Source organism: Aeromonas sobria (assembly GCF_006243315.1).
GTDB lineage: Bacteria > Pseudomonadota > Gammaproteobacteria > Enterobacterales > Aeromonadaceae > Aeromonas > Aeromonas sobria_A.
Window position 1 is genome coordinate 1 of sequence record NZ_NKWE01000081.1, and the last position, 15,066, is coordinate 15,066.

Genomic DNA, 15,066 nt, shown 5'->3' on the forward strand with positions numbered 1-15,066 from the left:
CTGGGTGCTGTAAGTCGTGCCGTTGATCACCATGGTCACCGCGTCACCCACGGCTGCATCGCCGCCCACGGTGGCGGTGACCATGGTGATCAACGGCACGACTTACAGCACCCAGGTCATTGCACTGGTGGGCGGCGGTTTGGGCTTTAGTGTCAGCGTGGCGGGCAGTGACCTGGCTGTGGACACCGAGTTCACCGCCACTGTCACCGGCAGTGATGATGCGGGTAACCCCTTTAGCGCCAGCGCCACCTCGACCCACACGGTTGACAGCAGCACACCGAATGCGCCGACCGTGTTGATTGTCGATGACGGTACCCCGGGTGATGGCCTGTTGACTCAAGGCGAAATCAACAGCAATGGCGCAGGAGTCCAGGTGGCCGTCACCATTAATGCCACTGACTTCAGTGCCGGTGGTCACGTGAACCTGTCCATCGCCAATAGCGGTGCGACCAGCAATGTCGAACTGAAGCTGGTGAATGGCGTACTGCTGTTTGCCAACGGCACACCGGCGAGCGGTTACAGCTACAACGCCACCACTGGTATTATCAGCTGGACTGAGAGCGCGCCCACTAACGGTCAAAGCATTACGGTCACCGCAACCCAGACCGACAAGGCGGGCAACGAGTCCCAGCCGGGCAGTGACAGTGCTCTTGTTCTCGCAGCACCTGTGACTTCTGGTGGTTATGCGAATGGTGACGAAGATACCCTGCTCACCCTGAAGTGGGTTAATTTCAATGCAAGCGATACAGATACTCCTGCTGCTCAGTTGTCAATCAAGATCACCTCGTTGCCGGCTGATGGGGGGCTGCAGTACAACGGTGTGACTGTTACGCAAACGCAGATAAATACTGGGTTGACTATTAGCAAAGCGGAGATTGATAGCGGAAAATTGCAGTTCAAACCTGATTTACATGAATCTAGTGATGTCGCAGGTAATGGTGGTGGTAATACTATCGGTAATAAAGCTGGAGATTACGCCAGCTTCAATTATCAAGTCAGTGATGGCTCAAGCTTGAGTACTACAGGAAAATTTGTGGTTGATATTGCTGCAGTTGCAGATAAACCGATATTGACACTGAATAATTTTCAGACTGTTGCATCACTTGATTTTGAAGATGTCAATCTTGGTGGCAGCGAGTGGCGGGCAGACGTCAGTATTAACAGTGTGCAGGGTGCAAGCACAGTTGGTGTGTGGAATACATTGAATAGCAGCGGAAAAGTTGAAGTTGGTACCGAGAAAACTTATACCGGTGGCACATCTACCAACAAAGTGATGGAGATCGAGGCTAATCATGGTGACAAGACTCTTTACACTGATATTAACTGTGAAGCTGGTCGCTTCTATCAGTTGGGGTTTGATGTTGCAGCTCGTCTTGGTAACCCTGCCACCTCGGATATGACGATCAAGTTGGTTCGTCTTGATGCTAGTGGTAATCCTATATCAGGTACTGAAAAACTGCTTTACAACTTTGATCCAACAGATAGCAACTGGTTGCGTAATCAAACAGTTAGTCTACCTATAGATGCCAGTGGCAAATATCGTCTGATATTTGAGGCTGTCAATGCTGACTCTACGGGGGCGATCCTTGATAACATCAAGTTTCAAGCTGTTGAAAATAAAGGTTATGAAGATAACTTCATCAAGTTGAGTGCGATTAATGCATCATTCTCGGATAAAGATGGTTCAGAAACTCACTCCGTTACCATTTCCGGATTGATGATTGGGTCAATTTTGAAGGATGGTACAGGTAAAGAGGTTACCGTTGATGCATCAGGTAAGGTTGATGTTACAAGTTGGTCATTAAATTCCTTGATGGTCAAACCACCACTTAATTTTAGTGGCAATATGCCCTTAATTGTTCATGCGACAGCAACTGAGTTGTCGAACAAAAACGACGCAAGTACGGACCTGAATTTAACCGTGACAGTATTGCCAGCGCCTGATGCGCCTAGCATTGTAATGCTGGAGTCTGCCGTGGTTTCCGAGGAAGGGCTACTGGGCGCATTGCCTTATGATAAAGGCTCTTCAGATACAGGTAATCATGTTGTTGATTCTGGAAAACTTATTATCGGTGATACAGACAGTAGTCAGGTGAGTGTTACACTTGATGGCCCTGCTGGTCTGACATCGGGTGGTAGTGTCATAACTTGGGCTATCTCGGGTCAAACTCTGACTGGCAGTGCAAATGGCAAGTCTGTGATTGAAGTTAAGCTTATTCCGCCCAATTCGAGTGGTAAGGGTGAGTGGAGCTATGAAGTCACTCTCAAAGGCCCAGTTGATCATAAAGCGGCTGGGGAGGATACACTTAGCTTTGAGCTTGACGTTCGTGTATCAGATGGTCAATTGACGACTATAGGTAAGCTGCCGATCACCATTGAGGATGACAGCCCTATGGTGGTAACGCCTCAAGCAGGGCATATTGACGGCTCAGGGATTCAGACGAACTTGATGTTGATCGTCGATGTATCGGGCTCTATGGACTATGACTCTGGTGTTCCAGGCAAGACGAGATTGGATATTGCCAAGGAGTCACTCGTTTCCCTTCTCAATAGCTATGACAGTTTGGGTAACACCAAGGTACGTATAGTTACATTTAGTAGCGATGGTAATGAGATTGGTGATCGCTGGATGACTGTGGCCGAGGCCAAGGCCTATGTCTGGTCCTTGTCCGCTGATGGTAGTACCAACTATCAGGATGCGATTGAAGAGACTATTAAGGCCTTTGCTGATTCGGGTAAGTTGACAGGGCAGGGTGTGCAGAACGTCAGTTATTTCCTTTCTGATGGTGATCCTGCGAGTGGTTATGGCGTACCGGAGAGTAAGTGGATCGGCTTCCTCCAGCAGAATGACATTAAGAGTTACTCGCTAGGGATGGGGTCCCAAGTTGGCAAGCAAGCTCTCGATTTGGCTGCCTATGATGGTGTGAGCGAGAAGAATACCGATGCCATCGTAGTGACCGATATGAGCAAGCTGGAGCAGGTCATCAGTGGCACGGCTCAGCGCAGCGTCAGTGGTGATCTCTTTGGTCAGGCAGGTACGGGGGCCGGTGCCGATGGCGGTGCCATCCGCACGGTTCGTATCGATGGTTACAACTATACCATCGAGAATGGGCGCCTTGTCAGCGGTGCCGATCAGGGGGGCCGTTATGATGCGCAGAGCCAGCAATTAGTGGTTACCCTTGGTAATGGGGACAAGTTGACCATAGGGTTGGTGACCGGCGAATACCTTTACCAGACCTCTCAACATGGAGCTCAAAGCAAGAGTATTGGTTTCGATCTTGTAGATGCTGATGGAGATAAAGTAACAGGCACCCTGAACCTAACCATAGATCCATTAGATAACGGCAGAACCTTCGCAGGCAACGATGGTGATGATCATCTGACAGTGCTAAATGCCAGCCAAGTGCATATCGCCTTGGGTGGCGTGCATGGTGGTGGTCCTCAGGTCATGCTCGAAGAGAATATTGATACTCGTTCTGGAGTGACTCTCAATGGTGGACAGGGGTATGACCATCTGACGGGAGGTCAGGGGGAAGATATTCTGATTGGTGGAGCGAATGGTCACGGATCTTCTGGTCCGATCAACGTAGATGGCAAGCTCTACTACGGGGATGTACTGACAGGAGGGGATGGTGCCGATACTTTCCTCTGGCAACAAGGTGATGCTCTGGAGCAGGGTTCCAACAATGCCACAATGACCCCTGATCACGCCATCGACTATATTACCGATTTCAATGTGGAGCATACGTCAGGCTGGCAACAGAGCAGCAACGGTAGGAATGACTTCAAGAATGTGGACATCGCCCACTCTGACAAGCTGGATCTCTCCGATATGCTGGATCACAGCGGCAGCAATTTGGAGGGAGATCTGAGCAAGCTGCTTTCGGCCTTCGAAGCTCAAGATGGTGTGCATCTTCAGGTTAAGTCGGCGGGAAATACTCAGGTTAGTCAGGAGATTGTCTTGCTGGGCGAAAGCTTCAGTTCAATTACTGGTGATTCCAATGTGCGTGGCTCATCACTGGCAGATGCTTCCCAGCAGGTAATCAACTATATGCTACAAAACCACTTGCTCGATATCGACAAGTAAGCCCGATTCGGGACGATAAAAAAGCGGCAGAGCAATCTGCCGCTTTTTTTATATCTCGATGCCGGGAATATCAGTTGCCGAGGGTGGCAAACAGACTTTGCTCCAGAGAACCGCGAGAGACGCAGACCGGTTTGATGGAAGGGGCAGCTACCCGCTCGCCCGAGGATTCAACGAAGAACAGCTCGGTGTTGCCCTTGACGTTGACGGTGGCCACGCTGCTGTTGCCGCTCTGGGTGATGATCAGGTTGATCTGCAGGTTCGGGTTGCCCAGTGCAACTTTGGAACCCATGGTACCGCAATCGAGCCACTCCAGCCCATCGGCGGAGTGGTTGACGTTGGCGGTCATCAGGCCGGCACCACGCTGGCTGTTTTCGATGGTGAGGCCGTGATCAGTGAACCACTTCTCGGCACGTGCCCACACCAGATCTACCGGGATCGCCATCTCCTGAGTGTTGTTGGTTGCCTTGGCAATCGGCGGGTTGTAGCGATACTCTTCACCGCCGTTATTGTCACCTGCACAACCAGCCAGCAGCAGCGCCAGCGCACTTCCCATTATTTTTTTCATTGTGTCTCTCTCGTCCATATCACCTGGCCATAGGCCAACCGGCGCCTATTATCGCCGGAGCGACAACCTCTGTCAGCAAGCATCCTGAAACGGATGTCACGAGGGGGAGCGGGGCGCTTTACAAAACAGGTTTGCTATCATAGATTTGCTCGAAATTCCTCCATAAGCGCTGCCGTGACCAACATGCTCACTCCAGATCTGCTGCAGCAGATCATCGACCAATTGCCTATGAGTATCTTTTGTCGGGATAGCCATGGGCGCTATCTGTTCGCCAATCGAATGTTTGTGCTCGAAGCGCAAATGGAATCCTCGGCCGAGGTGGTCGGCAAGACGGATGCGGATATGCCTTGGGGAGATGTCTTTCGCGGCGAGGATGAGCAGCTGCTGGCAGGTAGAGTCCCCTTGCTCTATCAGCAGTTGCACTGCAAGAGTGGCGGCAATACCTGTTGGGTCGAGATCCACAAGGTGCCGCTTTATAACACTCAGGGAGAGGCATATGCGGTGTTTGGGGTGGTCAACGAGATTGCCCAGCGTAAAAACCTCGAGCAGAGAGTCAAACAGCAGCAGCTACTGCAGCGTTTTCTGCTCGATGCCATTCCTGATCTGATCCGTTTCGATGATCACAACGGCATCTTGCTGGAGTGCAATCAGGCATTCCTCGACTTTATCGGTCAGGGGGTGGATGAAGTGTTAGGCCAGCAGATCCCCTACCGGCTGGCAGCGCCGCAGGGGATGGGTAATGGCGAGTGTTGTCTGCTGGATGCCAGAGGGCAGGGGCGACACATGGAGATCACCCGGGTCGATGTACCTGATGGTGATGGCAACTCCCTCGGGGTCTTGACGCTGGGCCGCGATATCACCGGCTTGCGCACCACTCAGGCCCAGTTGCAACAGGAGCAGCACTACGACAGCCTGACCGGGCTGCTCAAACTCTCCCGCTTCTTGCAGACCTGCCGTCATCTGGGGGGACGCAACGCCACCCTGGTGCTGGTCGATCTGCACCATTTTCGCGAGATCAATGATCGCTTCGGGATCCGGATTGCCGATCGCCTGCTCAGCCAGGTAGCCAAGCGGTTGCAGCAGTTGGTTCCGCCGCGCTCCCTGCTTTGCCGGGTGGCTGCCGATGATTTCAGTCTGTTACTGCCAGATTTGAATGAACCGCTGCAAGACTGGAGCCAGCATCTGCAGCAGCAGTTGATGGAACACTATCAGGTGGAAGAGCATCGTATCCAGATCCCGGTATTTCTGGGGCTGGCGCAGGGTAAGGCAAGCGATGCCGAACGGTTGCTCAGCCATGCGGAGGCGGCGCTGGCCCAGGGCAAGCGGCAGCAGCAGTACTGCACCCAGTTTGATCCCGCGCTGCATGCCAGGCTCAAGCGGCGTCAGCTGATCACCGCCCAGCTGCCGCTGGCCATCAAGTCCGCCCAGTTGGTTGCCGTCTATCAGCCCATCATCTGTACTCGCACTCACCGGCTGCATGGTGCCGAGTTGCTTTGCCGCTGGCCTCATCCTGAGCTTGGGATGATCTCCCCCGAGGAGTTTATTCCGCTGGCGGAAGAGATGGGGGTGATTGGTCAGCTGGGTCAGCTGATGCTGGAGCAGGGTTGTGCCCAGTTGGCGCAGTGGCAAAACATCCAGCCAGAGATGGTGCTCTCCATCAATCTCTCTCCTTTGCAGTTTCGCGATCCGGCGCTCTGTGAGCGAGTGTCCGCTTGTATCGCCCAGCATGGGCTCAAGGCTAGTCAGCTGGAGCTGGAGATCACCGAAGGGGTATTGATGGAAAATGCCGATGAGATTGAGACCAACCTCGACAACCTGATCGCCGCGGGTTTTCAGCTGGCCATCGATGATTTCGGTACCGGCTACTGCTCGCTGGCCTATCTGCCACGTTTGCAGGTGGCGACTCTAAAGCTGGATCGCAGCTTTACCCAGGGACTGGCCAGCAATACCGCGACTACCGCCATCGTGCGTTCGGTCATCGGTCTGGGCCACGAGTTGGGGATCTGCATCACGGCCGAAGGGGTCGAGACGCCAGAGCAGCAGCAGTGGCTGACCGAGGCGGGTTGTGATCGGTTGCAGGGCTATCTGTTTAGCCGCCCGCTGCCACCTGCCGAGTTTGCCGCCAGTTATCTGGTGTGAGAGGTTCGCCGTACTGAGGTGTGCAACCGAGGTGCGCAACCTCAAGGGGGAAAAACAATGAGGCCACCGAATAAGGTGGCCTCATTGTTTATTACAGCAGCGGATCAATCCTGGAAGTAGGTGCCCCAACCGTCGTAATCCACCCCGTATTTTTCGAGGATAGGCAGCATCTTGGCGATGTCGGCAACGATAGCATCGACATTCAGCTTGCACTCGATGGTGGCGTCGAAGCAGAAGATAGTTGCGCCGTCATCCAGCTCCATCTCTTCGGCATCAGTCACTTCAAAACCCGCCTTGAAAAGGTCAACCGCGGCTTTCTCCAGACGGTCGAAGTCCTGGCAGGCGAAGTGGTGTTCAATCTCGTAATCTGCGTCAGGATTGCTGCCATCGGCCAGCAGTTCGTTGACGATCTCGGCGGCTTCGTCGCGCCACTCTTGCATATTCAGACTCATGTTGCCTCCAGGCGGTATCATTGCGGCAAAGCATACTCGCAGAGTGGATTTGGCTCAATGCGGCTGAGCGACAGAGCGGCTATTTTCCATGAGATTGGCGGCGTATAAATACCGCATAACCATAGCTAAGGCCGTGAAATGATAAGGTTTTGGTGAATAAATGGCCTTGACGTTCAGTTGTTGAGCGAACGCATTTTTTATCGTGGCATCTTGTTGACACCGTACCGCAGAAAGGGTTTAATGCGCGCCGTTGCCCAGATAGCTCAGTCGGTAGAGCAGGGGATTGAAAATCCCCGTGTCGGCGGTTCGATTCCGTCTCTGGGCACCAAAATTCCTCCTTAGTTCAGTCGGTAGAACGGCGGACTGTTAATCCGTATGTCACTGGTTCAAGTCCAGTAGGAGGAGCCAAATTCGAAAAAGCCCGCTCAATCGAGCGGGCTTTTTTTCATCTGTTAATTCCCGTTGCAGGCAGCTAAAAACACGGTCGCTCCGCAGGTGGCGCTGAACAGCAACATACCTGTTTGCAACATGCTGCCTGGGCATGCTTTTTTCTCTCTCTTTCTGGCCCTGACCCACTTTGGCTTCATCACATTCCCTTATCCGTTTTATGGCCTGAATACCTGAACTCCTGTTCAGGCAGGCCATCTTTGTTGAATGGCTGCATGGCGTCAATATCTCCCGAGAACAATTAATTCAGCAGCCACGAACCGCAGTTTGTCAGGCCCCATGTTGGTGTTTAAACCCTTGTTAATAATTTGAAAAACCGGAGTGACCCCGCTTTTGGCCAAGGTTATGATGGGGTGAGAGATGTTCCCATCCTGACGGAGAGATCCCTGATGAACAGCCCCTTGCGCTATGTACTGGACGGCATCCACTGCGAGCCGCACTTTTTTACCGTCCCCCTTGATCATGATGATCCGGATGGTGACAGCATCACCCTGTTTGCCCGTACCCTTTGTCGCAAAGACAAGCTCGATGAGTCGCTGCCCTGGCTGCTGTTTTTACAAGGGGGGCCTGGGTTTGGCGCGCCGCGTCCGACCGCCAACAGTGGCTGGCTCAAGCGGGCGTTGCAGGAGTTCAGAGTATTGCTGCTCGATCAGCGTGGCACCGGCATGTCGAGCCCCATTCACGCCCATGCGCTGGCCAAGATGACCCCCGTTGAGCAGGCGGATTACCTCAGCCACTTTCGCGCCGACAGCATAGTGCAGGATGCCGAGTTCATTCGACAGGAGCTCAGTCCCAAGCATCGCTGGAGCCTGTTGGGTCAGAGCTTTGGCGGGTTCTGCTGCCTCACCTATCTCTCGCTCTATCCCGACAGTTTGCGGGAGGTCTATATCACCGGCGGTATTGCTCCCATTGGTCGCAGCGCAGAAGAGGTTTATCGCGCTACCTATCAGCGAGTGGCAGACAAGAATTGCGCCTTCTTCGCCCGTTTTCCCCACGCTCAGGCCATCGCTAACCGGCTGGCCAACCATCTCCACCTGCATGATGTACGACTGCCCAACGGTCAGCGGCTGACGGTGGAGCAGTTGCAGCAGCAAGGAGTGGATCTGGGGGCCAGCGGTGCGTTTGATGATCTTTACTATCTGCTGGAGGGGGCATTTATGGGTGACAAGCTGAACCCGGCCTTCCTTTATCAGGTGCAGAGCATGCAGCCATTCAATACCAACCCGCTGTTTGCCATCCTGCATGAGGCCATCTACGCCGAAGGAGAGGCAACCCGCTGGGCCGCAGCGCGGGTCAGAGAGGAGTTCCCTACGCTGAACTGGGCGGCGGGCAAGGATTTTGCCTTCACCGGCGAGATGATCTTCCCCTGGATGTTCGAGCAGTTCCGCGAGTTGCTGCCTCTCAAGGAGGCGGCTCATCTGCTGGCCAACAAGGCGGACTGGGGGGCGCTCTATGACCCTGCCCAACTTGCTCGCAACAAGGTACCGGTGGCCTGCGCCGTCTATGCCGAGGATATGTATGTGGAGTTTGACTACAGCCGGGAAACCCTGCGGGGCCTTGGCTGCAGCCGTGCCTGGATCACCAATGAATATGAGCACAACGGCTTGCGTGCCGATGGTGAGGTGGTGCTCGATCGACTGATTGCCCTGAACCGGGATCGCTGAGGCTCGGCGCGAATGTGCCAGGCAGGGGCTGTGGTCATGAGATGACAGCCCTTTGCCATTGGGCACACACCATCAGCCGGATAGCCACAATCGACGATAAACATGATCGGGGATGAAATGAGAAGAGGCGGCCGATTGGCCGCCTCTTGCGTTATTACAGACCGATGGGCGTTAAGCCTTACAGCTGCTCGATCCCTGCGATATGCCAAGGTGCATTATCTTTGGCCAGGTTACGCTCGAGGTGCCATACCTCTTTGATGTCATCCTCGACCTGCTCCTGGCGGTCCATGTAGCGGCCGCTGAAGCGTACGCTCACCTGGGCCCAGTCGCTGCCATAGTCAGCACGTACCAGCTGGGTATCCACATACATCACTTCGGTATGCTGGTCGCCGGTCAGTTCGGCGCGCTCGGCTTTGAGCTGTTCAAACAGCTCCGGGCTCACGTACTCGCGCACTTTTTCCAGATCGTTCTTGTTCCAGGCTTCTTGCAGGGTGCGATAGTGATCGCGGGCCCCGGCCAAAAAGCCGTTCATGTCAAAGCCTGGCGGCAAGCGGAACGGCACATCGCTGTCAGCAAAGCCAGTGGCTTGCGGTGCGCTGTTGCTCTGCTCGAACTGCTGCGGGGCAGCGGATTGCGGTGGTTGATAACCCGCATAGGCTGCCTGTTGTGGCTGTGGCGTCGCGACCTTGCCCCGGCGCAAGGCTCGGAACAGGAATACGGCACCGAGGGCCAGTGCGGCGATCAGCAGCATATCCATACCTTGCAGACCTTCAAAGGCACCGCTGCCCAGCAGGTAGGCAAACAGACCACCGGCCAACAGGCCACCCAGCAGGCCACCCATCATGCCGCTCTTTTTCGGCGGAGTCTGGGCGCCCAGGGTCGGATTCTTGTTGTCGACCGGTTTAGCCGCAGGCTGGGCCGGCGCAGTTTTGTAACTTTTACCAAAGGATTTGCCGCCACCAAATTTCTTGGCTTCGGCGTGAGGTGCCCCCAGGCCAATGGCCAGGATCATGGCAAACAGGGTCAGCATCTTTTTCATTTTGACTCTTTTCACTCTCGTCTGTGGGTGGGGCATGCTCTGCTTTGGCAAGCTCAGCAAGGCGCATTGCAGGCTGCCTGTCCCTAAATGTGTCGCAGCCTGTATTGATCAATATCACCATTGGCATGAATTATTCATGAACGAGATCGTTTGGAGTTGGCGTCAACGATAGGGAACATGCAGCATGAAAAACAGACGATTGAGTCGCAAGGCGCGCAAAATGCGTAGCAAAATCAAAACCGCTAAAGAGGAACAAGCCCTCATTTGGCCCTTTATGATGGTATGAGCCGCCAGATAGGGCTCGCCGTCTCTGGCTTTCTTTTGTAAAATTCCCGTCCCCTTCCCGCTGCGGTTTTTATGTGTATGGCAGAGCAAGTGACGGCGAAAAAAGACGCCAAGACACAACAGCTGAAAGTTCCTCCCCACTCTTTTGAGGCCGAGCAGTCCGTTCTGGGCGGCTTGATGCTGGATAACGACGCCTGGGATCGGGTCGCAGAGCGGGTGATCGACAAGGATTTCTATAGCCGTCCACACCGGTTGATCTTCCAGGCCATGACCCGCCTCTCCAACGTGGGCAACCCTATCGATCTCATCACTCTGCAGGAGGAGCTGGAGCGCTCCGAACAGTTGGAGGAGTCAGGTGGCTTCGCCTATCTGGTGGAGATCGCCAAGAACACCCCGAGCGCTGCCAATATCAACGCTTACGCCGAGATCGTGCGTGAGCGGGCGGTAGTACGGGAGATGATCTCGGTCGCCAACGAGATAGTCGAAGCGGGCTATGAGCCCCAAGGGCGTACCTCCGGTGACCTGCTCGATCTGGCCGAGAGCAAGGTATTCAAGATTGCCGAGCAGCGCACCAGCGCTAATGAAGGGCCCCAGCCCCTCAAGGTCATTCTCGAGCAGACCGTCGACAAGATTGAAGAGCTGTTCAAGACCCCCCACAACGGCGTGACCGGGGTGTCGAGCGGTTACGGCGATCTCGACAAGATGACCGCCGGTTTGCAGCGTTCGGATTTGATTATCGTGGCGGCCCGTCCCTCCATGGGCAAGACCACCTTTGCCATGAACCTGTGCGAACACGCAGCCCTGACCGCCGACAAACCAGTGCTCATCTTCTCGCTGGAGATGCCCTCCGAGCAGATCATTATGCGTATGCTCGCCTCGGTCGGTCGTATCGACCAGACCAAGGTACGGACCGGTCAACTCGATGATGAGGATTGGGGGCGGCTCTCTTCCACCATGGGCTTGCTGCTGGAGAAGGGCAAGATGTATATCGATGATGCCTCCGGCCTGACGCCGACCGATGTGCGCTCCCGCGCCCGCCGGATTGCCCGTGAGCACGGTGGCCTCTCGATGATCATGATCGACTACCTGCAGCTGATGCGAGTCCCTGCGTTGTCTGATAACCGGACCCTGGAGATCGGTGAGATCTCCCGCTCCCTCAAGGCGCTGGCCAAAGAGCTGCAGTGCCCGGTAGTGGCGCTCTCCCAGTTGAACCGAAGTCTGGAGCAGCGGGCCGACAAGCGCCCGGTCAACTCGGATCTTCGTGAATCGGGCTCCATCGAGCAGGATGCGGATTTGATCATGTTTATCTATCGTGATGAGGTTTATCACGATGACAGCCCGGACAAGGGGATTGCCGAGATCATCATCGGCAAACAGCGTAACGGCCCTATCGGCCGGGTGCGCCTCACCTTCCAGGGTCAGTTCTCCCGGTTCGATAACTATGCCGGTCCGGCGTTTGATGACGACTATTGATAAGTAATGGATAAGGCAGTCCGGATAGGGATTGCCAAGAGCACCCTGAAAGAGGTCGGATATCCCCGACAAGCAGCGTAACGGTGCCAATGTAGGAAGCGTGCAGCTCACCTTCCAGGGTCAGTTCTCCCGGTTCGACAACTATGCCGGCCCGGCGTTTGATGATGACTATTGATGTAAACCCAAGGTGATGGCGGATGAGCCATCACTGCAACTGCCCTGACCGATAGCCCAAGCAGATAGTGGCCAACCGTCAGGGCCTGTTTTCCCGGTTCGACAATTATGCCGGTCCGGCCTTCGACGACGATAAGTGAGTGGCGGTCTTCGGCCCGATGAGGGGGAGACCATTTGTGCCCTCGTAAGGGAAAACCATGAAAGCGGCTACTGCCCAAATCAACACTGCGGCCTTGCGCCACAACCTCGCTGTGGTCAAGCGCCACGCTCCCGATTGCAAAATCATTGCTGTGGTCAAGGCCAACGCCTATGGCCACGGACTGCTGCCGGTCGCCCGCACCCTGGTGGATGCGGATGCCTATGCGGTGGCCCGCATCGAAGAGGCGCTGATGCTGCGCTCCTGCGCCGTGGTCAAACCCATAGTGCTGCTGGAGGGCTTCTTCTGTGCCGATGATCTGCCGGTGCTGGCGGCCAACAATCTGCAGACGGCGGTTCACACCTGGGAGCAGCTCGAAGCGCTGGAGCAGGTCGAGCTGCCTGCGCCAGTGGTGGCCTGGCTCAAGCTCGACACCGGCATGCACCGCCTCGGGGTGCGCGCCGACGAGATGCCCGCCTTTATCGAACGACTCGGCAAGTGCAAGAACGTGGTGCAGCCGTTCAACATCATGACCCACTTCAGCCGCTCCGATGAGCTGGAGCAACCCACTACCCGCGAGCAGATCGACTTGTTCAGCAAGCTGACCGCCCCGCTGGCAGGGGAGCGGGCCATGGCCAACTCGGCGGGCATCCTGGCCTGGCCGGACTCCCACTGCGACTGGGTGCGCCCCGGCGTCATCCTCTACGGCGTGTCGCCGTTCCCCAACACGGTGGCGGCCGATTACGACCTGCAGCCGGTGATGACCCTCAAGACACAACTGATTGCGGTGCGGGATCACAAGGCGGGCGAGCCGGTGGGCTACGGCGCCAACTGGGTGGCGGATCGTAATACCCGGCTCGGGGTGATTGCCATCGGTTACGGTGACGGTTATCCGCGCATGGCGCCCAATGGCACTTCCGTGCTGGTCAACGGCCGCATCGTGCCGTTGGTGGGGCGTGTTTCGATGGATATGAGCACAGTCGATCTCGGCCCGGGCGCTACCGACAAGCCCGGTGACGAGGCGGTGCTGTGGGGCGAGGGGCTGCCGGTGGAGCGGGTGGCCGACGAGATTGGTACCATTCCCTACGAGCTCATCACCAAGCTCACCTCCCGTGTCTTTATGGAATACGTCTGATGTGGCAGCAGTGCCTGTTGACCTTAAAGCCCCGTTCGCGGGGCTTTCATCTGGTGACTGACGAGCTGGTCGCCCGGCTGCCGATGCTGGCGGATTACCGGATCGGCATGGCCCACCTGCTGCTGCAACACACCTCCGCCTCGCTCACCCTCAACGAGAACTGCGACCCGAGCGTGCGCAGCGATATGGAGGCCCATCTGCACCGGCTGGCGCCGGAAGATGCTCCCTACTATCGCCATACCTATGAGGGGGCGGACGACATGCCCGCCCATATCAAATCCTCCCTGCTCGGGGTGAGCCTGCTGCTACCAGTTCGCGATGGTCAGCTGGCGCTCGGCACCTGGCAGGGGATCTGGCTTGGCGAGCATCGCGTCGATGGCGGCGCCCGCAAGGTGCTGGTGACCCTGCAGGGGGAGTAGTCAGGCTGCAACCAGCTGAAAGACAAGGATAAAAAAGAGGGATGGCGTTGAGCCATCCCTCTGTCGTTTCTACGGTGTTGTGAGCTATCCGCTTGCCGGTGGCACTGTACTCTTGATGGCTCAGCCGACCTTGAACGGCGTCAGCTCGGCCAGCGGGGCTGCGTCCATAAAGGCTTGCGGCTCCTGGCCATGTTTGAAGATCTTGAAGTCCTGATCGCGGGCGCTCCAGTACTCAACGGTGTCGCCACTGATCTGCAACAGGCTCGCTTCGCGCAGGGCCACCACATATTCGCTCTGGTTGATGGCGCAAAATTCGGCCAGACGCTCGTCGCGGGTCTCGCCCATGTGGCCGCTGATGCTGGCGTCCAGATAGTGGGGGTTGATCTGCAGCGGGAACAGGCCCAGCGCTGGCAGCACGGCGGCGTTGCAGACCGGCATGTCGTTGGTGGTGCGGATGCTCGGGGTCGCCACGTTGCAACCGGCGCTCCAGCCTACATAGGGGATGCCACGTTCGCGCACGGCGCGCTGGATCGGCACGATCAGGCCATTTTCATGCAGCAGCTGGTTGAGGCGCCAGGTGTTGCCGCCACTGATAAAGATGGCATCGGCCTGATTGACGGCAGCGACCGGATCGTCGAAGTGGTGAATGCTGATGGTCTCGATCCCGAGGCTCTCGGTGAGATCATTGGCGCGGGCATCCCAGTCGCCACGGATCACCGCGTAGGGGATCAGCAGAATGCGTTTGACCTGTTTGCGGGCCAGCAGGCTCTGCACCCGGTCGCGGGCCCAGCCGAGCAGACCCGGAAATTCATTGGCTTTACCATTGCTAAGCAGAAGCAGTTCCATCAAATACGTCCTCAAAAAGTGAAAGCGGAGGAGGGAGGGCCACCGGATCCGTCGTGCGGCCGGATGGCAAGAGGGGGCATGCTACCACCATTGGCGCTGTAGTTCTGTGATCGCGAGGCCCATTCAACCGCGATGGATGAGTTATGGATGGACAACTCAATGCCAAGCGGTGGATTAATGAGCCGTGGTCAACGCGCCACCTCTC

General features: G+C 56.0%; 10 protein-coding genes and 2 tRNA genes. 8 read left to right on the forward strand and 4 right to left on the reverse strand.

The annotated features are described in order from the left end of the window. Positions 1-82 precede the first annotated feature (82 nt). A complete protein-coding gene (locus CF137_RS21155; RefSeq protein WP_162516004.1) occupies positions 83-4,087 on the forward strand; it encodes a VWA domain-containing protein in 4,005 nt (1,334 codons plus the stop codon). Between the two features lie 70 nt (positions 4,088-4,157). On the opposite strand, the gene CF137_RS21160 is transcribed toward CF137_RS21155, so the two are convergent. Further along, positions 4,158-4,652, reverse strand: a complete 495-nt coding sequence (locus CF137_RS21160; RefSeq protein WP_042021746.1) for a hypothetical protein — start codon at positions 4,650-4,652, stop codon at positions 4,158-4,160. A 183-nt stretch (positions 4,653-4,835) separates the two neighbouring features. Here CF137_RS21160 and CF137_RS21165 point away from each other — a divergent pair, with 183 nt between their 5' ends. After that, positions 4,836-6,791, forward strand: a complete 1,956-nt coding sequence (locus tag CF137_RS21165) for a sensor domain-containing protein (RefSeq protein WP_162516006.1) — start codon at positions 4,836-4,838, stop codon at positions 6,789-6,791. A gap of 104 nt (positions 6,792-6,895) precedes the next feature. On the opposite strand, the gene rraB is transcribed toward CF137_RS21165, so the two are convergent. Continuing rightward, the gene (gene rraB / locus CF137_RS21170) at positions 6,896-7,231 is read right to left on the reverse strand and encodes a ribonuclease E inhibitor RraB (protein WP_068976903.1); all 336 of its coding nucleotides are present in this window, start codon (positions 7,229-7,231) and stop codon (positions 6,896-6,898) included. Between the two features lie 264 nt (positions 7,232-7,495). On the opposite strand from rraB, the gene CF137_RS21175 reads away from it, so the two are divergent. The 3 genes from CF137_RS21175 to CF137_RS21185 all read left to right on the forward strand — a co-directional run bounded on the left by CF137_RS21175 (position 7,496) and on the right by CF137_RS21185 (position 9,354). Beyond that, positions 7,496-7,571, forward strand: a tRNA-Phe gene (locus tag CF137_RS21175). A gap of 4 nt (positions 7,572-7,575) precedes the next feature. Then, positions 7,576-7,651: transfer RNA gene (locus CF137_RS21180), tRNA-Asn, on the forward strand. A gap of 428 nt (positions 7,652-8,079) precedes the next feature. Then, complete coding sequence (locus tag CF137_RS21185) at positions 8,080-9,354, forward strand: alpha/beta fold hydrolase (protein ID WP_139721506.1); 1,275 nt, start codon at positions 8,080-8,082, stop codon at positions 9,352-9,354. Between the two features lie 178 nt (positions 9,355-9,532). Here the strand turns inward: CF137_RS21185 and CF137_RS21190 are convergent, their stop codons facing one another. Further along, complete coding sequence (locus CF137_RS21190) at positions 9,533-10,393, reverse strand: Tim44 domain-containing protein (protein ID WP_139721508.1); 861 nt, start codon at positions 10,391-10,393, stop codon at positions 9,533-9,535. A gap of 363 nt (positions 10,394-10,756) precedes the next feature. Between CF137_RS21190 and dnaB the strand changes: the two genes are divergently transcribed. The 3 genes from dnaB to CF137_RS21205 all read left to right on the forward strand — a co-directional run bounded on the left by dnaB (position 10,757) and on the right by CF137_RS21205 (position 14,015). Further along, on the forward strand, positions 10,757-12,151 hold the full coding sequence (gene dnaB / locus CF137_RS21195; RefSeq protein WP_042021740.1) for a replicative DNA helicase: 1,395 nt from the start codon (positions 10,757-10,759) through the stop codon (positions 12,149-12,151). A 371-nt stretch (positions 12,152-12,522) separates the two neighbouring features. Next, positions 12,523-13,596, forward strand: a complete 1,074-nt coding sequence (alr, locus tag CF137_RS21200) for an alanine racemase (RefSeq protein WP_139721510.1) — start codon at positions 12,523-12,525, stop codon at positions 13,594-13,596. Next, complete coding sequence (locus CF137_RS21205) at positions 13,596-14,015, forward strand: secondary thiamine-phosphate synthase enzyme YjbQ (protein ID WP_139721512.1); 420 nt, start codon at positions 13,596-13,598, stop codon at positions 14,013-14,015. The genes alr and CF137_RS21205 overlap by 1 nt, the downstream gene beginning before the upstream one ends. Before the next feature lie 120 nt (positions 14,016-14,135). Here the strand turns inward: CF137_RS21205 and pepE are convergent, their stop codons facing one another. Beyond that, complete coding sequence (gene pepE / locus CF137_RS21210) at positions 14,136-14,861, reverse strand: dipeptidase PepE (RefSeq protein WP_139721514.1); 726 nt, start codon at positions 14,859-14,861, stop codon at positions 14,136-14,138. Positions 14,862-15,066: the final 205 nt, after the last annotated feature.

What these genes read in the sequence shown, in the direction of transcription:
- CF137_RS21155 (WP_162516004.1), top strand. Translation starts at nt 83, where the DNA reads ATGGTGATCAACGGCACGACTTACAGCACCCAGGTCATTGCACTGGTG.
- CF137_RS21160 (WP_042021746.1), bottom strand. Translation starts at nt 4,652, where the DNA reads ATGAAAAAAATAATGGGAAGTGCGCTGGCGCTGCTGCTGGCTGGTTGT.
- CF137_RS21165 (WP_162516006.1), top strand. Translation starts at nt 4,836, where the DNA reads ATGCTCACTCCAGATCTGCTGCAGCAGATCATCGACCAATTGCCTATG.
- rraB (WP_068976903.1), bottom strand. Translation starts at nt 7,231, where the DNA reads ATGCAAGAGTGGCGCGACGAAGCCGCCGAGATCGTCAACGAACTGCTG.
- CF137_RS21185 (WP_139721506.1), top strand. Translation starts at nt 8,080, where the DNA reads ATGAACAGCCCCTTGCGCTATGTACTGGACGGCATCCACTGCGAGCCG.
- CF137_RS21190 (WP_139721508.1), bottom strand. Translation starts at nt 10,393, where the DNA reads ATGAAAAAGATGCTGACCCTGTTTGCCATGATCCTGGCCATTGGCCTG.
- dnaB (WP_042021740.1), top strand. Translation starts at nt 10,757, where the DNA reads ATGGCAGAGCAAGTGACGGCGAAAAAAGACGCCAAGACACAACAGCTG.
- alr (WP_139721510.1), top strand. Translation starts at nt 12,523, where the DNA reads ATGAAAGCGGCTACTGCCCAAATCAACACTGCGGCCTTGCGCCACAAC.
- CF137_RS21205 (WP_139721512.1), top strand. Translation starts at nt 13,596, where the DNA reads ATGTGGCAGCAGTGCCTGTTGACCTTAAAGCCCCGTTCGCGGGGCTTT.
- pepE (WP_139721514.1), bottom strand. Translation starts at nt 14,861, where the DNA reads ATGGAACTGCTTCTGCTTAGCAATGGTAAAGCCAATGAATTTCCGGGT.